Below are 20,166 nucleotides of genomic sequence, written 5' to 3'. Positions count from 1 at the left end.
GGAGCCTCCCGTACGCGATGGAGTCTCCCGGGCTTTTGTCCCGCCGTGGAGCGACCAGCACCGTTGCCGGTCGCCTGCACCTCTCGGACCAGACCTGCGACTGCAGCGGAACCCTAGGCGCGCCTCATAGCAATATGAGTCAGTTGACAGGTAATAGCTGTCTCGTTACGGCAATAGGCACCGGGTGTAAATCCCGTGTTTCAGTGTCCTGGCAGCCTGCTGCCAGCTGCCCGCCGACTGCTTTTCCGGGAGGGCGGCTCCTGCCCCCGGCCTCGTCCCACACCCGCCCGAGTCCCGCCGCCTACCCTGGGCTGCATGCGTATCGCCCTCGCCCAGATCGCCTCGGGCACCGATCCGGCCGCCAACCTGGCGCTCGTCGAGCAGTACACCCGCCGCGCCGCCGAGGCCGGCGCAGCGCTGGTGGTGTTCCCCGAGGCCACCATGTGCCGATTCGGGGTTCCCCTGGGTCCAGTGGCCCAGCCGGTCGACGGGCCATGGGCCGACGGCGTGCGCCGGATCGCCGGGCAGGCCGGTCTCACCGTCGTGGCCGGGATGTTCTGCCCGACACCGGACGGGCGGGTGACGAACACCCTGGTGGCCGCAGGCCCCACGGCCGACGCCCACTACGACAAGATTCACCTCTACGACGCCTTCGGCTTCGAGGAGTCCCGAACCGTGGCGCCCGGCCGGGAACCGGTGACCATCACCGTCGACGGCGTGACCGTCGGGCTGACGACCTGTTACGACATCCGCTTCCCCGAGCTCTACGTCACCCTCGCCCAACGCGGCGCCGCCCTGATCACCGTCAGCGCGTCCTGGGGGGCCGGGCCGGGCAAGCTGGAGCAGTGGACCCTGCTGGCCCGCGCCCGGGCGCTGGACACCGCCGGCTACATCGCCGCGGTGGATCAGGCCTATCCGGGTGACGCGGTTGCCGCCACCGGACCCACCGGCGTGGGCGGCAGCGTGGCGGTGTCACCGTACGGTGAACCGGTGGTCACCGCGGGCGCCGATCCACAGCTGCTGACCTGCGACATCGACACCGCCACCGTGGACAAGGCCCGCGACGCGCTGGCCGTTCTGCGAAACCGATCCGAGGTCGCACAGCTGAGTAAGGCAGAATCCCGACAGTGACGAATCCGCCACAGGGCCCCGGCGACCAGTCGCCGTGGGGCCGCCCCCCGCAGGGCCCGCCGCACACCCCACCCACCGAGCGCATCCCGCGTCAGGCTCCGCAGGAGCCGAACACGCAGTACATCCCAACCCAGCGGCCCGGTCCGCAGGGCCCGATGGACGACCCCACGCAGGCGTCGGCGCAGTGGTACCCCCAGACGGGCGGGCCGACCGGCCAGACTCCGCCACCGCCTGACGACCACGACGACGACCGCGGCATCCTGGGCTGGCTTAAGGACCCGCTGTCGCTGGTGCTGGTGCTCGTCATCGTGGTGGCCTTGGCCGCGGCCGGTCTGGTCGGCGGTGAGCTCTACGCCCGCAAGCGCGCCGACGACGTGGTGAGCAGCGCGATCGCCTGCATCGTCAAAGACCAGGCCACCGCGTCGTTCGGCGTCATGCCGCCGTTCTTGTGGCAGCACATGACCGGCCACTACACCAACATCTCCATCGAGACCGCGGGCAACCAGGTTCGCGACGCCAAGGGGATGAAGGTGACCCTGGACATCAAGGACGTCCGGCTGGAGGACAGCGGCAACTCCGGCGGCACCATCGGCTCGATGGTCGGCAACGTCACCTGGAGTGCCGAGGGCATCAAGCAGACGGTGCAGGGTCTCATCCCGCTCTTCGGCGGCATCGTCTCCGACGTCACCACCAACACGAACGACGGCACCATCACCCTCGAGGGCGCCCTCGGCAGCATCACGGCCAAACCCACCAGCGTCAACGGCGGGCTGGCGCTGGAGGTGCTGCAGGTCAGCGGTCTCGGGTTCACCCTGCCCCGCGAGACCGTGCAGCCGGCGCTGGACGTCTTCACCGGTGAGCTCACCAAGAACTACCCGGTGGCGATCAACCTGCAGGACGTGCAGGTCACCGATTCTGGCGTGACCAGTCAGTTCACCGTGTCGGAATCGAGCATTCCCGGCGGCGGCCAGGATCCCTGCCTGTCCGGGCTGTAGAGAGTCAGAGCCCGTCGAGCACGTCGCGTGAGGCCGACAACCCCAGCCGGGTGGCCCCGGCGTCCAGCAGGGCCACCGCGGCGGCCGCCGTACGGATGCCGCCGCTGGCCTTGATGCCGAGGCGGCCTCCCACGGTGTCGGCCATGACCGAGACGGCGGGCACGGACGCGCCGCCGGCCGGGTGGAAGCCCGTTGATGTCTTCACAAAATCCGCACCGGCCGCCTCTGCGGCCCGGCAGACCGCGGCCAGGGTGTCGGCGTCGGCGAGGCTGAGCAGCACCGCAGACTCGACGATCACCTTGAGCACTGCATCGGGGATGGCGGCGCGAACCTCTGCGATGTCGGCCTGCACGGCGGCAGTGTCACCAGCCAGCGCGGCCCCGACGTCGATCACCATGTCCACTTCGGCGGCGCCGTCGCGTACGGCGAGCCTGGCCTCGGCGGCTTTGATCTCGGAGGCGTGTTTACCGGACGGGAATCCGGCGACGGTGGCCACCGGCAGTGGACCCACTGCGGTGGACACCAGCGACGGTGACACGCAGACCGCGTAGACACCCAGCGCGTGCCCCTCGGCCACCAGAGCCGCCACGTCCGCGGGGCCGGCTTCCGGCTTGAGCAGCGTGTGGTCGATCAGCGCGGACACCTGTTCTCGGGTCCAGCCCATCAGAACGGCTCCTCGCTGCCGCCGGGATTGCAGTTGGCCTCATACAGCTCGGCCTCACTGACCTCCGGACGCCAGGGCTCCAGATTCCAGCTGACCTTGCCGGGCTCCAGGAGTTCGGCGAAGGCCCAGTGACACAGAAACTGATCACGCATTCCGGGCAGGTCGGCGTCGGGCGACAAGGCGAGCACCTCGGCCCAGGCCGCCTCGCCCACGGTGCGGTGCCCGATCCCCGAGCCGGAGCGTCCGACCGTGGTCGGATACACCCGCAGGCTGGACAGGTCACCCCACTTGGCCCATTCCACATGGGAGACATACGGGCTGGCCTGCGCGGGCGGGGCCAGGAGCACGGTGGCGGACACGAGAGCGCAAGCTGCCACGGCAGCGACGGAACGTGACATCGAGCTAGCGCGACTTTCCTTGGATCTCAAGCAGTTTGGGCCGTACATCTACCAGGTAGACCCCCGCGGCGCAGGCGGCGATGGCCGAGCCGAACCCAGGGCCCATCACCACGGCCAGCAGCAGTGCGACGCCCAGGATGATCAGCCACACCGGCTTGGTCAGTTTGTCGACGGCCGGATAGGCATCTGGGCGTTGCAGGGCGGCGTGCACCAGCGCGTACAACGTCGCGATCAGCACACCGACATGCACCGCATACAGGACGAGACCCGCCACACCTTGAAGCATCACAGCGTCAAGGGTAGGCGGGTCTCGTACCGCGCGTCGAGTTGCTTACTTCTGGGTGACCTTCTTGGCCGGCGCGGCCTTCTTGGCAGGCGCCTTCTTGGCCGGGGCGGCCTTCTTGGCGGGGGCCTTCTTGGCCGGGGCCTTGGCGGCGGCCTTCTTCACCGGTGCGGCGGCCTCCTCGGCCTTCTTGGGCAGTTCGACGCCCACCAGCTTGGCGGCGCGCTCGCCGACCGCGCGGGTCTGGGTGGCGACGGTGCCCAGCGCATCCTGGGTCAGCTCGACGGCCTGATCAACGTAGCCCTCGGCACGCTCGGCGGCCTCTTCCAGCGCCGGCTGCGAACGCAGCCGCTCGATGGCGGCCTCGCCGCGCTCGATCAGCCGGGTGTAGGTGGTCTGCGCCTGCTCGGCGTACCCCTCGGCCACCTTGCGCAGTTCATCGGCGCTCAACTTCTCTTGCAGTTCGCCGAACTGCTTGGGCAGGTCGTCCTGCAGCTTGGTCAGCCGGTCCCTGGTCTCGTCGACGGCCGTGGTCAGTGCCGCGCGACGCTCTTCGGCGCGGGCCGAGGCGTCGGCCCGGGCCTCGTCGGCACGCTCGCGCAGGGTCGCGACGATCTCGTTGACGGTGGCCAGCGCCAAATCGGCGGCGCCGACGGCAGCGAGCAGGGGGGCCTTCAGATCTTCGACAGTCGGGTTCTCAGCCATGGTTGGCTCCTTTCGATGTTGGTCAAAGCTTGTGTGATTCAGCACTTCTCGGTCGCAGCGCAGTCAGTCAGTGGTGGACTCCTCCCGGGCAGCCTCCAGAGGCCGGACGGATTCCTCGACCGCGGCCTCGTTCTGCTGGATGAACGAGGCGTAGATGTCGAGCAGCACCTGCTTCTGACGTTCCGTGATCGCCATGTCCGTGACGATGGCGTCGCGGACCGCGTTCGGCTCACCGGGTTCGAGGATCCCGGCCTGCACGTAGAGCACCTCGGCAGACACTCGCAGTGCCTTGGCGATCTGATTCAGCACTTCGGCAGATGGCTTGCGCAGCCCACGCTCGATCTGACTGAGGTATGGGTTACTCACCCCGGCCTTCTCGGCCAGCTGCCGCACAGATACCTGCGCCGCCTCGCGCTGCGCCCGGATGAAGCTGCCGATGTCGGACGCGGCGTGAGTCACCACGGTGGCAAGATTTTCGTCCTGCGTCATGGGTCTTCCTCCGACACGTGCGGGAATCTGCGGTTCGTCTGAAACTGACAAAAACCACGGTACCCACCGCTGCTAGCTTTTGCAAGCACTAGCTAGCGCTGGTCAGAATATGATCTGCGCCACTGAGTAGATCACCAGGCCCGCGAGTGCCCCCACCACGGTGCCGTTGATACGGATGAATTGAAGATCGCGCCCCACGTGCAGCTCGATGCGCCGGCTGGCCTCGTCGGCGTCCCAGCGTTCGATGGTCTCGGTGATGATGGCGGTGATCTCCACGCCGTACTGCGCCACCAGATGCTGCGCGCCGCGCACGATCCAGTTGTCCACCTTGTCGCGCAGATCAGCGTCGCTGCACAGGGATTCGCCCAGGCGCTGCACCGATTCGGTGATCTTGGTGCGCAAGGTCGACGACGGGTCATCAACCCCCTCGAGCACCAGACGCTTGAGCGTGCGCCACGCGGTCTCCGCGGCGCCCGCCACCTCGTCGCGGGCCATCAGGCGTTCCTTGACCGACTCGGCCTTGGCGATGGTGGCGGCGTCGTTCTGCAGGTCCTCGGCGAACTCGAACAGGAAACGGTTGGCCGAGCGGCGCAGTTCGTGGTCGGGGTCGCGGCGCACCTTGTCGGTGAAGTCCATCAGCTCGCGGTGGATGCGGTCGCCGAGCAACTGGTCGACGAACTTGGGAGACCAACTGGGCGAATCCCGGATGACCACCCGCTCGATGGTCTCGCCGGCGTTCAACGACCACTCGAAGGCCCGGTCGCACAACAGCTGGATCAGGGCCTCCTGACGGTTCTCGGCCAGCAGACTGGCCAGCACCCGCCCCACCGGCGGGCCCCACTGCGGTTCGGCGATCCGGCGCACGATCATCTTGTCGATGACCTGCTGGACGTCCTCGTCACGCAGCAGCTCCACCCCCACCCGCAACACGGTGGCCGACTCGCCGGCCACCCGGGTCGCGTTCGCCGGGTGGGCCAGCCACTTGCCCAGCCGGCCGGCGATCTCCGCGTCGCGGATCTTGGTCTCCACCACGTCGGCAGAGAGGAAGTTCTCCCGTACGAACGTGCCCAGCCCCTCGCCGAGCTGATCCTTCTTGCGCCGGATGATGGCGGTGTGCGGGATCGGGATGCCCAGCGGGTGCTTGAACAGCGCCGTGACGGCGAACCAGTCCGCAAGCGCGCCCACCATGCCCGCCTCGGCCGCGGCGCGCACGTAGCCGACCCAGGGCGCGGCACCCTGGGACTGCGCCCACGTGCAGACCAGGAAGATCACCGTGGCCGCCACCAGGAAGCCCAGGGCCACCAGCTTCATCCGCCGCAGGGCGGAGCGGCGCTGCGCATCGGCGGCCGAATCGGCGCCGGCAAAGGACTCGGCCAGCGACGCGCGCTCGGGCGGGTTTCTCACGACCACACCGTCCATCATCCGTCATGACCCGGTGGCGGCTCCGCTCCGGCACAAGCCAGTTACTGTGACGGCCTCCGTCAACCAGATCCGGCCGACCGGGCTGGTGCGCATTATCATCGGGTCCGAAAGACAGAACGGATGAGCGGACACGTGGCACAACAGCCCCAGGCCGAACCAGTCAAGGTCGACGGCCGCAAACGGCGCTGGCACCAGCACAAGGTGGATCGGCGCAACGAACTCGTCGACGGCACCCTCGGCGCCATCCGCCGGCAGGGCCGCGACATCAGCATGGACGAGATAGCTGCGGAAATCGGTGTCTCCAAGACCGTTCTCTACCGGTATTTCGTGGACAAGAACGACCTCACCACCGCGGTCATGATGCGCTTTGTGCAGACCACCCTGATCCCCAACATGGCGGCCGCGCTGTCCACCCATCTGGATGGTTACGACCTCACCCGCGAAATCATCCGGGTGTACGTCGACACCGTGGCCGCCGAGCCCGAAATCTACCCGTTTGTCTTCGCGAACAGCTCGGCCAGCAAAAGCAAGGTGATCGCCGACAGCGAACGGATCATCGCCGGCATGCTCGCCGTGATGTTCCGCCGCCGCATGCAGCGAGCCGGGATGGACACCAAGGGTGTGGAGCCGTGGGCCTACATGATCGTCGGCGGCGTCCAGCTGGCCACCCACTCCTGGATGTCGCACCGCCGGATGAGTTCCGACGAGCTGATCGACTACCTGACGATGCTCTCGTGGAGCGCACTGCAGGGCATCGTGGAAAGCGGCGGATCGCTGGCCCGGTTCAACAGTCAGCCGCATCCGCCACCGGAGCTGCCGCCGTCGTTAGGCTGACGCGATGACCGACCTGCCTGCGCAGTGGACCCATGCACCCCACACGGTGCTCGCCTTCCGGCCTGGCGACACGGTCGCCGCCATCGATGCCAACGCCACCCCCGGATTCAGTGGCAACAAGGCCGACGCGCCAGGCATTCAGGCCCAGCGCAACGAACGGCTGGCTGAACTGCAGGAAATGCTGTACGCCAACAGCCGCGCGGGCGACGGGAGATCGGTGCTGCTGATCCTGCAGGGCATGGACACCGCGGGCAAAGGCGGCATCGTCAAACACGTCGTCGGCGCCGCCAATCCGCAGGGCATCCGCTACACCAGCTTCGGGGCGCCGACCGCCGAGGAGTTGTCGCACCACTACCTGTGGCGGATCCGCAACGCGCTGCCGTCGGCCGGCCAGATCGGCGTCTTCGACCGCTCGCACTACGAAGACGTGCTCATCGTGCGGGTGCGCAACCTGGTGCCGCCGGATGTGTGGGGCGCGCGCTACGACGAGATCAACGCCTTCGAGAAGGAACTCACCGACGCCGGTACCACCATTGTGAAGGTCGCGATGTTTGTCTCACTCGAGGAGCAGAAGCGGCGGCTGGCGCAGCGGCTGGAGCGGCCGGACAAGTACTGGAAGTACAACCCCGGCGACATCGATGAGCGGGCGTTGTGGCCGGCCTACCAGCAGGCCTACCAGGCCGTGCTGGACAAGACGTCGACCGCTCATGCGCCGTGGCACGTGGTGCCCTGCGACCGCAAGTGGTACAGCCGACTGGCCATCAACGAGCTGTTGATCGAGGCGTTGAAGTCTCTTGACCTGTCCTGGCCCGCAGCCGATTTCGACGTGGAGGACGAAAAGGCGCGGCTTCAGCTTTTGTAGCCCGGCCCTGCGCCCCCTCGCTTCGCTGGGGGTACCCCCACCCCGGCTCGTCCCTCGCCGCCTCGGCGACCGAGCTAACGCTTCTCTAGCGTGAACTGCCCGATGTTGGTGATCCCGCGACGGAAGAAGTCGGCGCAGCCGGTCAGATACTTCATGTACCGGTCGTAGACCTCCTGGCCCTGCATGGCGATGGCCTGGTCCTTGGCCGCCTCCAGGTTGGCCGCCCACATGTCCAGCGTGCGCGCGTAGTGCGGCTGCAGCAGATGAGTGCGGGTGAGGGTGAAGCCGGAATCGGCGGCGAGCTTCTCGATGTCCTCCACCGCGGGCAGGCGTCCGCCGGGGAAGATCTCATCGACGATGAACTTCATGAACTTCAGGTCGCTGAGGGTCAGCTTGATCTTGTTGTCCCGGAAGAACTTCTGGGTGTGCGCCAGGATGGTGTGCAGCAGCATCACGCCGTCCGACGGCAGGAGGTTGTAAGCGCGCTCGAAGAACAGCGGGTAGCGCTCCACCTTGAAGGCCTCGAAGGCACCGATGGACACGATGCGGTCGACGGGTTCGTTGAACTCTTCCCAGCCCTGCATGCGGATCTCGACGCTGCGCTGGGTGTCGATCTTGGCAAGCCGCGCGCGGGCCCACTCGGACTGCGCCTTGCTGAGCGTGATGCCGATGACGTTGACGTCGAACTGGGTGACCGCCCGCTCCAGGGCGCCGCCCCAGCCACAACCGATGTCGAGCAGCGTCATCCCGGGCTGCAGGCCCAGCTTGCCGAGGGCGAGATCGAACTTGGCGTTCTGCGACTCTTCGAGCGTCATGTCGTCGCGCTCGTAGTAGCCACACGTGTAGCCCATGGTGGGGCCCAGGAACAGTGCGAAGAACTCGTTGGAGATGTCATAGATCGACTGAGATTCTTCGTAATACGGCGCGAGATCCGGTTCGATTACTGACACTGCAACAATCCTTGAGTCTGAAGATATGCGGCACGCGGGGATCACCAGTGACGCTCGGTGCGCGCCGCGGTCCGTCTCCCCGACGGTCGACCCCTCGGGCCTACGGCTAGACACCCTAACGAGGGTCGGCGTCTAACGCCAATGTCTGCAACCGTGTCGTCAATAAGAATAAAATCCCTGGCCGGACTTCTTCCCGAGCTGCCCGGCCTCGACCATGCGCAGTAGCAAAGACGGCGCCGTGTACAGAGGTTCCTTGAACTCGTCGAACATCTTGTCGGCGATCAGTTTCAGCGTGTCCAGCCCGATCAGGTCGGACAGCCGCAGCGGCCCCATCGGGTGGGACAGCCCCGCCACCACGGCCTTGTCAACGTCGTCGATCGTGGCGACCTTGGCCTCGACCATCCGGATGGCCGCCAGCAGGTAGGGCACCAGCAGGAAGTTCACCACGAAGCCCGAGCGGTCGGAGCACTTGACCACCTGCTTGCCCAACGTGCGCCCCGCGAACTCTTCGACGCGCTCGGCGGCGGCCGGATCGGTGACCAGCGTGCTGACCAGTTCCACCAATGGCAGAACCGGCACGGGGTTGAAGAAATGCAGACCGAGCACACGGCCGGGGTTTGCGGTGGCCGCCGCGATCTTCATGATCGGGATGCTGGAGGTGTTGGACGCCAGCACCGCGTCCGGGTCGGTCACGATGGCGTCCAATTGGGCGAAGATGGCCGTCTTGACGTCCTCGTCCTCGATGACAGCCTCGATCACCAGTTGCCGGTCGGCGAGATCGGCGAGATCGGTGGTGAACCGCAGCCGGCCCAGCGCGGCGTCGCGGTCCTCGGCGCTGAGCTTGCCTTTGGCCACGGCTTTGTCCAGCGAGCCGGCGATGCGCGACTGGCCCGACGCGGTGAACTTCTCGTCGGTGTCATAGACCAGGACGTCGGCGCCTGCTTTCACGGCCACCTCGGCGATTCCGGAGCCCATCTGCCCCGCGCCGACTACCCCGACCCGCTCGATGCTGTTCACCTGATTCCCCTCATGCGCGAGCGCGCGCGCTTGTACGTCTGTGACTGCGTGTCACTGTACAAACGCGCGCGCTCGACTCGTTGGTTGCTCTAGTGGAACTGGCCCTCTTCGGTGGAACCGGCCAGCGCGGTGGTGGAGCTGCTGGGGTCCACGGTGGTGGCGATGCGGTCGAAGTAGCCCGCTCCGACCTCACGCTGGTGCTTGGTGGCGGTGTAGCCCCGCTCCTCGGCGGCGAACTCGCGCTCCTGCAGCTCGACGTAGGCGCTCATCTGGTTGCGGGCATAGCCGTAGGCCAGGTCGAACATCGAGTAGTTCAGGGCGTGGAAGCCGGCCAGGGTGATGAACTGGAACTTGAAGCCCATGGCACCCAGTTCCTTCTGGAACTTGGCGATCGTGGCGTCGTCGAGGTGCTTCTTCCAGTTGAACGACGGCGAGCAGTTGTAGGCCAGCATCTGGTCCGGGAACTCGCTGCGCACACCTTCGGCGAACTTCTTGGCCAGCTCCAGGTCCGGGGTGCCGGTCTCCATCCAGATCAGGTCGGAGTACGGGGCATAGGCCTTGGCGCGGGCGATGCAGGGCTCCAGACCGTTCTTGACGCGGTAGAAGCCCTCCTTGGTGCGGTCACCAGTGATGAAGGGCTGATCCCGCTCGTCGACGTCGGAGGTGATCAGGGTGGCGGCCTCGGCGTCGGTACGGGCGATGACCAGGGTGGGGACGTCGGCCACGTCGGCGGCCAGGCGGGCCGAGGTCAGGGTGCGGATGTGCTGCTGAGTGGGGATCAGCACCTTGCCACCGAGGTGGCCGCACTTCTTCTCCGAGGCCAGCTGGTCTTCCCAGTGCGACCCCGCGACACCGGCGGCGATCAGGGCTTTCTGCAGTTCGTAGACGTTGAGCGCGCCACCGAAGCCGGCTTCGCCGTCGGCCACGATGGGGGCCAGCCAGTTCTCGATCGACCGGTCACCCTCGACCTTGGCGATCTCGTCGGCGCGCAGCAGCGCGTTGTTGATACGGCGCACCACCTGCGGCACGGAGTTGGCCGGGTACAGGCTCTGGTCGGGGTAGGTGTGGCCGGACAGGTTCGCGTCACCCGCAACCTGCCATCCGGACAGGTAGATGGCCTTGAGGCCGGCGCGGACCTGCTGGACGGCCATGTTTCCGGTCAGCGCACCCAGGGAGTTGACGAACTCCATGTCGTGCAGCTGCTCCCACAGCACCTCGGCGCCGCGGCGGGCCAGGGTGTGCTCTTCGACGACGCTGCCCTGCAGGGCCACGACGTCAGACGGGGTGTAGTCGCGGGTGATGCCCTTCCAGCGGGGGTTGGTGTCCCAGTCGTGCTGGATCTGTTCGGGCGATTTGGGGGTGCCAACGGTCGACATTGACGGCTCCTCGGGATGTGAAAGTGCGCGGCGAACGCGCCGCGAGGGTGAATGGTCAAGCGCCCACGTCGTTGTCGGGATCGCCGACCTGTTAACGACTGAGCAGCTTCACTGGTGTGCTGGAATCTACGATGCCACTGCCGATATGTGCAGGTCCAGCCAATTCGTTGCCAATTTTCGCCATGACAGGGCCCCGCCTTGCTAATTCTGTTAAGTAGCTGTTCTGCTGAACCGGTTCAGAAGTTACTGACCGGTAACACCAACGGCGCAGGTCAAGCCGCAAAATAACAGGACAACGGTACTGTTAAATCGAGAACAGCGACGCGATCGCTTTCGTCTCGCCCGCCACTTCATATGTGAGCGTCGTCACAGTGCGATCGGCGAGCTCCGGCCCGAACGCCTCGGTGCTGCCGGCCGGGTGGACGTGGGACAGGATCTCCAACTTGTCTCCCAGCGCCACCGGGAGATCGTGTTCGATCGTCACCCGCAGCGGACCCTGCAGCAGCTCGGGGTGCGAGAACAGATAGTCCTCGATGACGGTCCAGTACACCGAGTTGTTCATGTGGTCGAACAGGTCGATGTCGGACACGCGCACCGGGTAGTCGCGGATCTCGTCGGCATTCTCGCGCTGCCCCGCCTTGAGGTAGGCCTTCCACCGCAGACGGTCCACCGACGTCGTCTTCTGCAGCCCCGCGAGGAAGTCGTCGGAGATGCGCGACGGCCCCTGCGTCTCGCGGTTGATGTTGATCCAAAAGGCCTCGGATTCCATCAGACCACCCCGACGACCGTCGATCCGCACCCGCATCTCGCACCAGCGATTGGACGTGCCCGAGCACCAGCGCCGCATGCGCAGCATGTCGTTGAACTCGATGGGGCGGATCAGGTCGACCATGGTGCGCCGCACGATCCACAGCGGGTGGGTCTCCTCGAATCCCAACTCACGCAGATGGTCTTGGCCGATGTCCTGGATGTGCCGGCAGGCGGCGTCGAAACGCAGGCGTCCGGTGCGGTCGATGTCTCCGACTCGTAGCGGCCATTCGCGGTCGAAGACGTCGGGATGGGGGTCGGGCACCGGCATCATCGTCTTGGCCAACCCCGAAGCCGCCTGTGTCGTCATCGAACGCCCTCTTCGTCTGTGCTGTGGGAGACCCCCCGCAGCCTCGAGGTTACCCAGGCAGCACCAAGGCTTGACAGCGCACACTTGCCAATCCTGCGAAGCAGGTCCTTAACAGACGGGTAGGCTGTACGGATGGCCAAGACCTTCGTCGGTTCACGGGTCAGGCAACTGCGCACCGAGCGGGGATTCAGTCAGGCCGCGCTGGCGCAGATGCTGGATATCTCGCCCAGCTATCTCAACCAGATCGAGCACGACGTCCGCCCGCTGACGGTGGCGGTCCTGCTGCGCATCACCGAGGTGTTCGGCGTCGACGCCACCTTCTTCGCCTCACAGGACGACACCCGCCTCATCGCCGAACTGCGCGAAGTCACCCTCGACCGGGATCTCGGCGTCGATGTCGACCAATCCGAACTGGCCGACATCGTGAGCGCCCATCCCGCGCTGGCCAAGGCGATGGTGAACCTGCATCAGCGCTACCGGCTGACCAACGCCCGCCTGGCTGCGGTCACCGAGGACCGCAATGCCGACGGCAGCGGCACCGGTTCGATCACGATGCCGCACGAGGAGGTACGCGACTACTTCTACCAGCGGCAGAACTATCTCCACGAACTCGACACCGCCGCAGAGGATCTCACCGACAGGATGCGGATGCACCGGGGCGACCTGGCCCGTGACATCGCCCAGCGCCTGGCCCATGTGCACGGTGTACGCATCATTCGGCGCATCGACCTGGGCAACACCGTGCTGCACCGCTACGACCCCGAGACCAAGACGCTGGAGATGAGCGCCCACCTCTCCGGTGGGCAGCAGGTCTTCAAACTCGCGGTCGAACTGGCCTACCTCGAATTCGGGTCGCTGATCGACAAGCTGGTCACCGAGGGCAACTTCACCAGCGAGGAGTCCCGCATCCTGGCCCGGCTCGGACTGGCCAACTATTTCGCCGCAGCCGCGGTGCTGCCGTACCGCCAGTTCCACGAGGTCGCCGAGAACTTCCGCTACGACATCGAGCGGCTGTCGGCGTTCTACTCGGTGAGTTACGAGACCATCGCCCACCGGCTCTCCACCCTGCAGCGGCCGTCGATGCGCGGGGTACCACTGTCGTTCGTCCGGGTGGACCGCGCCGGCAACATGTCGAAACGCCAGTCCGCCACCGGTTTCCACTTCTCCTCTTCCGGCGGCACCTGCCCGCTGTGGAATGTCTACGAGACCTTCGCCAATCCCGGCAAGATCGGAGTTCAGATCGCACAGATGCCCGACGGCCGCAACTACATGTGGGTGGCGCGCACGGTCGAACGCCGCGCTTCCCGCTATGGGCAGCCGGGCAAGACCTTCGCCATCGGCCTGGGATGCGAACTGCGCCATGCCAATCGGCTGGTGTACTCCGAGGGACTCGACCTGTCGGGAAACCTCGCGACACCCATCGGCGCGGGTTGTCGGGTATGCGAGCGGGACAACTGCCCGCAACGCGCCTTCCCTGCCCTGGGGCGCGCCCTCGACCTCGATGAGCACCGCAGCACGGTCTCGCCGTATCTGGTGAAGCAGTCATGAGCAGGATCCCGGCCACCAGCAGCATTCGTGATGTCGGCCCCATCAACTGGGTGATCTGCCGGCTGGGTGCCCGCGGCATCCGGGCACCGCAGTTCCACCTGTTCAACGCCCTGTCGCGGCATTCCGCGTTGTTCTGGGCCTGGCTGCCGTTCTCCGGTGTGCTGCTCTACTGGGGTCGGCTGTCGCGCTTCGAAGCAGAGTTGGTGATTTTGCGGGTGGGTCATCTGCGCGACTGCGAGTACGAGCTCCAACAGCACCGGCGGCTGGCCCGCTCGCGCGGCGTGGATGCAGGCCTGCAGGCCAAGGTGTTCGAGGGCCCTGACGCCGAGGGGCTGACCGACCGGCAGCGGGTCCTACTGCGTGCCACCGACGAGTTCGTGCTGTCGCGCGAGGTCTCCGGCGAGACCTGGGCGGCGCTGTCGACCTACCTCAACCAGAGACAGTTGATCGAATTCTGCTTCCTGGCTGGGCAATACGACACTCTGGCCGCCACCATGAACACCCTGAAGCTACCGCTGGACTTCCCCGACTAGGGTCTCGCGACTCTCAGCGGGGCGGCTCGGGCGAAGCAGCGAGTTCCCCGGTCTCGGCAACGTCGGTGCCACCGAACGTCGTTGTGCCCGCAGGCGACACCTGGAAGCCCTGGGTCTGACCGGCCAGCGTGCCGAAGCAGGCCACGCCGCCCTCGGTGGCCATGCAGGTGGTGCCCATCTCGCTGACGCGGTAGCCCACCGGAAGCTGGCGGATGACGCCGGGATAGGCGGGCTTGTCGAATTTCGGATCGTCGGTCTTGCGAATGCCGACGGGACCCGGCAGCTGCGCGAAGACTTCGTTCTCTCCCCCGCGCACACCCGGCAATGGGCCGTTGCAGCCGACCTCGCCGCCGCTGAACATGGCGATGGTGCAGGTCAATCCGTTGCCGACGGTGAACACCGGGAACAGGTTCTTGGCGCCGGCACCCACGATGTAGGTGTCATCGCCCACCACAAAATCGTTGGGGTCCGGGAAGCCGGACGGAAGCCCGGCGGTGGCGGGTCCGATACCGGTCCCGGCCGCTGAGATCTCCAGCCATTGCAGCTGGGAACCGGAGTCTCCAGAAGATTTGGTGCACATGGTGATCGAGTTCTCCGCCACCGCACACTCGAAGTCCTGATAGACGATCTTCGAGCCGGTGGGCAGTACCCGTGCGGCGCTGCCGGACGGCTTGACGAACTGAGGGTTGGCGGTGGCGCGCAGCCCGCGGTCGGCCGGGTCGGCGGCCAGCACGATCTCGTTGACACCGGCCCGGGTGTTCGGCAGGCGCCCGTCGCACCCGGCGGCCCCGTGGGCGGGCCGGATGGCGCACAACAGGCCGTCGGGCGTCTGGAAGTACACCTCGCCCTGAGCGACCAGGTTGTCGACGAACGTATCGGCCGGCAACTCGCGGTACCCGCTCAGATCGGGTGCGCTCGCTGCCGCCGGTTCGGCCGCAGCGGGACCGGCGAACAAACCCGCTGCGGCAAAGAGGCCGGCGGCCAGCAGTGAGGCTAGACGCACAATCAGAAGTTGATCATGTGGCCGGTCAGCCCGTGGAAGCACTCCTGCAAGGCCTCCGACAGGGTGGGGTGGGTGTGCACGTTGCGGGCCAGCTCGGTGGCCGTCAGATCCCACTTCTGCGCCAGCGTCAGCTCAGGCAGCAGCTCGGCGACGTCAGGACCGATCAGGTGCCCGCCGAGCAGTTCGCCGTACTTCTTGTCGGCGATCAGCTTCACGAAGCCCGTCGGATCAGCCAGGCCGTGCGCCTTGCCGTTGGCGGTGAACGGGAACTTGGCCACCACGACGTCGTGGCCCTCGTCCTTGGCCTGCTGCTCGGTGAGGCCGAAGCTGGCCACCTGCGGCTGGCAGAACGTGGCGCGCGGCATCATCCGGTAGTCGCCCAGCGCCAGGGTCTCGGCGCCGGCGATGGTCTCGGCCGCCACCACACCCATGGCCTCGGCGACGTGCGCGAGCTGCAGCTTCGCGGTGACATCACCGATGGCGTAGATGCCCTTGACGTTGGTGCGCATGTAGTCGTCGATCGCGATACCGCCGCGGTCGGTGAGCTGGACACCGGTCTTCTCCAGATCGAAGCCCTCGACGTTGGGCACGAAGCCGATGGCCTGCATGACCTTGTCGGCCTTGAGCTCCTCGGACTTGCCGTCCTTGCTGATCTTGACTGTCACCGACGAGCCGGTGTCGTTGATCGACTCGACCTTGGTGCCGGTGAGGATCTTCACGCCCAGCTTCTTGTACTGCTTCTCGATCTCCTTGGAGACCTCGGCGTCCTCGTTGGGCAGCGCGCGGGGCAGGAACTCGACGATCGTGACGTCCACGCCGTAGTTCTTCAGCACGTAGGCGAACTCCATGCCGATGGCGCCGGCCCCGGCGATGATGATCGAGGAGGGCAGATCGCGTTCCATGATCTGCTCTTCGTAGGTGATGACGTTCTCGCTCATCTTCGTGCCCGGCACCAGCTTGGTGTGGGAGCCGGTGGCGATGATGGCATTGTCGAAGGTGACCTCTTCGGTGCCGCCCTCGTTGAGTTCCACGGTCATGGCGCTGGCACTGGTGAACTTGCCGTAGCCGTGGATCTCGGTGATCTTGTTCTTCTTCATCAAGAAGTGCACACCGGCGACGCGGCCGTCGGCGACCTTGCGGCTGCGGTCATAGGCGGCGCCGTAGTCGAAGGTGGCCTCACCGCTGATGCCGAAGGTCTTGGCCTCCTTGGTGAAGATGTGGGCGATCTCCGCGTTGCGCAGCAACGCCTTGGATGGGATGCACCCGACGTTGAGGCAGACGCCGCCCCAGTACTTGGGTTCGACGATTGCGGTGTTCAACCCCAGCTGGGCAGCACGAATGGCCGCAACGTACCCGCCAGGTCCGGCTCCGAGAACGACGACATCATAGTGAGTCACGATGACCAGCCTAATGCGCCGGATTTGCAGATGTGACCGCGGTGCGTTCGCTTACAACGAGACCCAGCCGAACACGACCGACACGTACAGGGCGGCGGCCCCCAGCCCGGAGGCGAAGGGCGCGGTCAGCACGGCGATCGAGGTGGCCGACAGCGTCGGGCGCTGCTCCGCCAGCGACACCAGCAGCGCTCCCACCACCGCCGCGAGCACGTACATCAGCACCCCGACCTCGGTCCACGTCTTGTCGGCCGCCTGGAACCACCAGTAGTACAGGCCGATGCCCACAGCGGCGGCGATCACCCACGTCGCCCCCAGCACCGCCAGCAGCTGCCACACCTTGAGGAAGTGGTACTGGCCGGGCACCGCCATCGGGGAAACCGGTTCGGACCTGGATGTGGACTCCGGCTCGCGCTCGGCCAGCAGCACGTCGGACGGCCCGAAGAGATCGTCGACGCGTTCGGCATCGGCCGGCGCGGACATCGGGTCGAACCACGGGTTGCGGTCGGGCTTCGACTTGGCCAGCGGGACGGGGTGCGGTCCGGTGTCGAAGATGGGCGCCTCGTGCGGCTGGGTCATCGGCATCGAGCCGGTGTCCGCGCTGTCACGCATGCTGCACCACCTGGGTCAACACCAGCACTCCGAACCAGCTCGGAGCGATGGCCAGCAGGAAAGTCCCCCACACCGTGACCCACCGGCTGCCCGCGGTGAGGATCAGCACCAGACCGAGAAGGGTCGGGCCGGCGAGGACCAGTGCGATAGCCGCATCCGGGCGCATCGAGATGTGGACGAACACCGTCGTCAGGACCCCGATGATCACGCCGACGGCGCTGCCCACCACCATTGCGCCGGTCAGCAGCCACGCCCTTGGGAGCGGAATCACGGGAAAAACCCTACGACGGCTCGGTTCGCTATTGCGGGAACTGCGCGGCGCGTCCCGCCGGTATCGGGCAGGCGTCGGCGGCCTCTGCCACCACATCGCCCCGCGGCCCGGGCGGCTGCGCACCCGCCTCATATTGGGCACCGGTCAGCGGAGGGACCGTCTCCAGCTGCCGGTTCTCGTCGTCGGTGAAGGCGCGCCCGCGTGACAGGAAGCGCACCCCTTCCGGCGACTCGAGGCTGAAGCCGCCGCCGCGGCCGGGGACCAGGTCGATGACGAGTTGGGTGTGTTTCCACGTGTCGAACTGCGGTCCGGAGATCCACACGGGCACGCCGTCACCGACGTCGAGCACACCGAGCAGCACGTCACGATCGCCCACGATGAAGTCGCCGACGGGGTAGCACATGGGCGAGGACCCGTCGCAGCATCCGCCGGACTGGTGGAACATCACCGGCCCGTGCTGCCGCTGCAGACTCTCGAGCAGATCGGCGGCGGCCCGGGTGAGCAGTGCGCGCGACGGAACTGTCATGTGGGTCACACTACGCCGGAGGCCACAATGGGAGCCGTGGACGATCCCTACCTGTGGCTCGAGGACATCACCGGCGACGACGCGTTGGACTGGGTGCGCGCCCACAACGAGCCGACGATCGCCGAGTTGAGTGACGACGACTTCGAGGAGATGCGCCGTCAGGCGCTCGAGGTGCTCGATACCGACAGCCGCATCCCCTATGTCCGGCGCCGCGGTGAGTACCTCTACAACTTCTGGCGCGACGCCACCAACCCCCGGGGACTGTGGCGGCGCACCACACTGGACAGCTACCGCAGCGAGAACCCGACCTGGGACGTGGTGATCGACGTGGACGCGCTGGCCGCCGCCGACGGCACCAATTGGGTGTGGGCCGGCGCCGACGTGATCGAACCCAGTTACGACCGGGCGCTGGTGAGCCTGTCGCGAGGCGGATCCGATGCGGCCATCGTGCGCGAATTCGACATGCACACACGGGAATTCGTCGCCGACGGATTCTCGGTTCCCGAAGCCAAGACCCAGATCAGCTGGGAAAGTCCAGATTCCGTCCTCATCGGTACCGACTTCGGTCCCGACTCGTTGACCGAATCCGGCTATCCCCGCGTGGTCAAGCGCTGGCAGCGGGGCCAGCCGCTGACCGACGCCGTGACTGTCTTCGAGGGTTCGACCGAAGACGTCATCGTGGCCGCCTCGGTGGATCTGACCCCGGGGTACGAGCGCACTTTCGTCAGCCGCGCCACCGACTTCTTCAATGACGAGGTGTCCGAACTGCGCGACGGGACCCTGCTGCGGATCGATGCGCCCACCGACGCGTCTGTCGGCGTGCATCACGACTGGCTGATGATCGAACTGCGCAGCGACTGGACCCGCGGCGACCACACCTATCCGGCCGGGGCGCTGTTGGCTGCGCCTTATGAGCAGTTCCTCGAGGGCACAGCCACTCTGGACGTGGTGTTCACCCCCGATGCGCACACCTCCCTGCACCAGCACGTGTGGACCAAGGACGCCCTGGTGCTTGTCACACTTCGCGATGTGGCCTCCCACGTTTCGGTGCTGGAGCCCGGGACCTGGACTGCGACCCCCATGCCGGGCATCCCGGCGAACACCAACACCGTCGTGGTGGCCGCCGACGACACGCACGACGAGATCTTCCTGGACTCCAGCGGCTTCGACTCACCCTCGCGGTTGCTGCACGGACCGGCCCGCGGCCCGTTGGAGCAGGTGAAGTCCGCGCCGGCATTCTTCGATGCCGAGAACATCACCGTCACACAGTATTTCGCGACCTCCCTGGACGGCACCAAGGTTCCCTACTTCGTGGTGGCCAGTGGCCCGGGGCCACGACCCACCCTGCTGGGTGGGTACGGCGGCTTCGAGGTGGCCCGTACACCCGGGTACGACGGCGTGCTCGGCAGGCTGTGGCTCTCCCGCGGTGGCACCTACGTGCTGGCCAACATCCGCGGCGGCGGCGAGTACGGCCCCTCCTGGCACACCCAGGCCATGCGCGAGAACCGCCACAAGGTCGACGAGGACTTCGCCGCGGTGGCGCGCGATCTGGTGGACCGCGGGATCACGACGGTGCCCCAGCTGGGCGCTCAGGGCGGAAGCAACGGTGGCCTCCTGATGGGCATCATGCTGACCAAGTACCCGGAACTGTTCGGCGCGTTGGTGTGTCAGGTGCCGTTGCTGGACATGAAGCGCTTCCACCTGCTGCTGGCCGGCGCCTCCTGGGTGGCCGAGTACGGCGACCCCGACAACCCGCAGGACTGGGAGTTCATCTCCAAGTACTCGCCTTACCAGAACATCTCGTCGACGGCGACGTACCCGGAGCTGTTGATGACCACCTCCACCCGCGACGACCGGGTGCATCCCGGACACGCCCGCAAGATGACCGCCGCACTGCAGGCCGCCGGCCATCGCGTGCGGTACTACGAGAACATCGAGGGCGGGCACGCCGGGGCAGCCGACAATGCGCAGACGGCGTTCAAGTCCGCGTTGAGCTACTCGTTCCTGTGGAAGGTGCTGGGGTAGAGCGGTTGGGC

At 66.6% G+C, this 20,166-nt stretch carries 22 protein-coding genes and 1 riboswitch; of the genes, 7 read left to right on the top strand and 15 right to left on the bottom strand.

The window, feature by feature from the left end:
• Nucleotides 1–22: 22 nt before the first annotated feature.
• A riboswitch (guanidine-I (ykkC/yxkD leader) is annotated at nucleotides 23–128 on the bottom strand.
• Nucleotides 129–315: 187 nt separating this feature from the next.
• A complete protein-coding gene (locus G6N58_RS14680; RefSeq protein WP_115278216.1) occupies nucleotides 316–1,131 on the top strand; it encodes a carbon-nitrogen hydrolase family protein in 816 nt (271 codons plus the stop codon).
• Complete coding sequence (locus G6N58_RS14675; protein ID WP_172544971.1) at nucleotides 1,128–2,126, top strand: LmeA family phospholipid-binding protein; 999 nt, start codon at nucleotides 1,128–1,130, stop codon at nucleotides 2,124–2,126. The genes G6N58_RS14680 and G6N58_RS14675 overlap by 4 nt, the downstream gene beginning before the upstream one ends.
• A gap of 4 nt (nucleotides 2,127–2,130) precedes the next feature.
• Here G6N58_RS14675 and deoC read toward each other — a convergent pair whose 3' ends face one another.
• The 6 genes from deoC to G6N58_RS14645 all read right to left on the bottom strand — a co-directional run bounded on the left by deoC (nucleotide 2,131) and on the right by G6N58_RS14645 (nucleotide 6,084).
• On the bottom strand, nucleotides 2,131–2,790 hold the full coding sequence (deoC, locus tag G6N58_RS14670; protein ID WP_115278218.1) for a deoxyribose-phosphate aldolase: 660 nt from the start codon (nucleotides 2,788–2,790) through the stop codon (nucleotides 2,131–2,133).
• Nucleotides 2,790–3,188, bottom strand: coding sequence for a DUF2599 domain-containing protein (locus G6N58_RS14665; protein ID WP_068915381.1), 399 nt, complete (start codon nucleotides 3,186–3,188; stop codon nucleotides 2,790–2,792). Before G6N58_RS14665 ends, deoC begins: the two co-directional genes overlap by 1 nt.
• A gap of 4 nt (nucleotides 3,189–3,192) precedes the next feature.
• Nucleotides 3,193–3,474 carry a DUF2516 family protein gene (locus G6N58_RS14660; RefSeq protein WP_172545070.1) on the bottom strand — a complete coding sequence of 94 codons (282 nt, stop codon included), beginning with the start codon at nucleotides 3,472–3,474 and terminating at the stop codon, nucleotides 3,193–3,195.
• 45 nt (nucleotides 3,475–3,519) lie between these two features.
• Nucleotides 3,520–4,176 carry a heparin-binding hemagglutinin gene (locus G6N58_RS14655; protein WP_068915379.1) on the bottom strand — a complete coding sequence of 219 codons (657 nt, stop codon included), beginning with the start codon at nucleotides 4,174–4,176 and terminating at the stop codon, nucleotides 3,520–3,522.
• A gap of 63 nt (nucleotides 4,177–4,239) precedes the next feature.
• Nucleotides 4,240–4,665, bottom strand: a complete 426-nt coding sequence (locus tag G6N58_RS14650; protein ID WP_068915378.1) for a helix-turn-helix domain-containing protein — start codon at nucleotides 4,663–4,665, stop codon at nucleotides 4,240–4,242.
• A 102-nt stretch (nucleotides 4,666–4,767) separates the two neighbouring features.
• Nucleotides 4,768–6,084, bottom strand: a complete 1,317-nt coding sequence (locus G6N58_RS14645) for a DUF445 domain-containing protein (RefSeq protein ID WP_068919584.1) — start codon at nucleotides 6,082–6,084, stop codon at nucleotides 4,768–4,770.
• 123 nt (nucleotides 6,085–6,207) lie between these two features.
• On the opposite strand from G6N58_RS14645, the gene G6N58_RS14640 reads away from it, so the two are divergent.
• Nucleotides 6,208–6,921, top strand: a complete 714-nt coding sequence (locus tag G6N58_RS14640) for a TetR/AcrR family transcriptional regulator (protein WP_276016765.1) — start codon at nucleotides 6,208–6,210, stop codon at nucleotides 6,919–6,921.
• Nucleotides 6,922–6,925: 4 nt separating this feature from the next.
• Nucleotides 6,926–7,783 carry a polyphosphate kinase 2 family protein gene (locus G6N58_RS14635; RefSeq protein WP_115278219.1) on the top strand — a complete coding sequence of 286 codons (858 nt, stop codon included), beginning with the start codon at nucleotides 6,926–6,928 and terminating at the stop codon, nucleotides 7,781–7,783.
• Between the two features lie 74 nt (nucleotides 7,784–7,857).
• Here the strand turns inward: G6N58_RS14635 and G6N58_RS14630 are convergent, their stop codons facing one another.
• The 4 genes from G6N58_RS14630 to G6N58_RS14615 all read right to left on the bottom strand — a co-directional run bounded on the left by G6N58_RS14630 (nucleotide 7,858) and on the right by G6N58_RS14615 (nucleotide 12,243).
• Complete coding sequence (locus G6N58_RS14630; RefSeq protein WP_068915376.1) at nucleotides 7,858–8,733, bottom strand: cyclopropane mycolic acid synthase family methyltransferase; 876 nt, start codon at nucleotides 8,731–8,733, stop codon at nucleotides 7,858–7,860.
• A 159-nt stretch (nucleotides 8,734–8,892) separates the two neighbouring features.
• Entirely contained in the window at nucleotides 8,893–9,750 is an 858-nt protein-coding gene (locus G6N58_RS14625; RefSeq protein WP_264037484.1) for a 3-hydroxybutyryl-CoA dehydrogenase, read from the bottom strand.
• An 89-nt stretch (nucleotides 9,751–9,839) separates the two neighbouring features.
• On the bottom strand, nucleotides 9,840–11,126 hold the full coding sequence (gene aceA, locus G6N58_RS14620) for an isocitrate lyase (protein WP_068915374.1): 1,287 nt from the start codon (nucleotides 11,124–11,126) through the stop codon (nucleotides 9,840–9,842).
• A 304-nt stretch (nucleotides 11,127–11,430) separates the two neighbouring features.
• Nucleotides 11,431–12,243, bottom strand: coding sequence for an acyl-[acyl-carrier-protein] thioesterase (locus G6N58_RS14615; RefSeq protein ID WP_115278220.1), 813 nt, complete (start codon nucleotides 12,241–12,243; stop codon nucleotides 11,431–11,433).
• A 132-nt stretch (nucleotides 12,244–12,375) separates the two neighbouring features.
• On the opposite strand from G6N58_RS14615, the gene ramB reads away from it, so the two are divergent.
• Nucleotides 12,376–13,791 carry an acetate metabolism transcriptional regulator RamB gene (gene ramB / locus G6N58_RS14610; RefSeq protein WP_068915372.1) on the top strand — a complete coding sequence of 472 codons (1,416 nt, stop codon included), beginning with the start codon at nucleotides 12,376–12,378 and terminating at the stop codon, nucleotides 13,789–13,791.
• Entirely contained in the window at nucleotides 13,788–14,324 is a 537-nt protein-coding gene (locus tag G6N58_RS14605; RefSeq protein WP_068915371.1) for a carboxymuconolactone decarboxylase family protein, read from the top strand. The genes ramB and G6N58_RS14605 overlap by 4 nt, the downstream gene beginning before the upstream one ends.
• Nucleotides 14,325–14,337: 13 nt before the next feature.
• Here G6N58_RS14605 and G6N58_RS14600 read toward each other — a convergent pair whose 3' ends face one another.
• The 5 genes from G6N58_RS14600 to G6N58_RS14580 are packed head-to-tail and all read right to left on the bottom strand — an operon-like array spanning nucleotide 14,338 to nucleotide 18,130.
• Nucleotides 14,338–15,327, bottom strand: a complete 990-nt coding sequence (locus G6N58_RS14600) for a hypothetical protein (protein WP_232067866.1) — start codon at nucleotides 15,325–15,327, stop codon at nucleotides 14,338–14,340.
• Nucleotides 15,328–15,329: 2 nt separating this feature from the next.
• Nucleotides 15,330–16,724 carry a dihydrolipoyl dehydrogenase gene (gene lpdA / locus G6N58_RS14595; RefSeq protein ID WP_115278221.1) on the bottom strand — a complete coding sequence of 465 codons (1,395 nt, stop codon included), beginning with the start codon at nucleotides 16,722–16,724 and terminating at the stop codon, nucleotides 15,330–15,332.
• A gap of 51 nt (nucleotides 16,725–16,775) precedes the next feature.
• Entirely contained in the window at nucleotides 16,776–17,333 is a 558-nt protein-coding gene (locus G6N58_RS14590) for a hypothetical protein (protein WP_115278222.1), read from the bottom strand.
• Nucleotides 17,326–17,604 (bottom strand): putative holin, encoded by a 279-nt coding sequence (locus tag G6N58_RS14585; protein WP_115278223.1) that lies wholly within the window; start codon nucleotides 17,602–17,604, stop codon nucleotides 17,326–17,328. The genes G6N58_RS14590 and G6N58_RS14585 overlap by 8 nt, the downstream gene beginning before the upstream one ends.
• 28 nt (nucleotides 17,605–17,632) lie before the next feature.
• Nucleotides 17,633–18,130 carry a DUF779 domain-containing protein gene (locus tag G6N58_RS14580; protein WP_115281508.1) on the bottom strand — a complete coding sequence of 166 codons (498 nt, stop codon included), beginning with the start codon at nucleotides 18,128–18,130 and terminating at the stop codon, nucleotides 17,633–17,635.
• Between the two features lie 27 nt (nucleotides 18,131–18,157).
• Here G6N58_RS14580 and G6N58_RS14575 point away from each other — a divergent pair, with 27 nt between their 5' ends.
• On the top strand, nucleotides 18,158–20,155 hold the full coding sequence (locus G6N58_RS14575; RefSeq protein ID WP_115278224.1) for a prolyl oligopeptidase family serine peptidase: 1,998 nt from the start codon (nucleotides 18,158–18,160) through the stop codon (nucleotides 20,153–20,155).
• Nucleotides 20,156–20,166 lie beyond the last annotated feature (11 nt).

Origin of the sequence: Mycolicibacterium tokaiense, assembly GCF_010725885.1 — a bacterium.
GTDB lineage: Bacteria > Actinomycetota > Actinomycetes > Mycobacteriales > Mycobacteriaceae > Mycobacterium > Mycobacterium tokaiense.
This window is presented reverse-complemented; position numbering and strand designations above follow the sequence as displayed.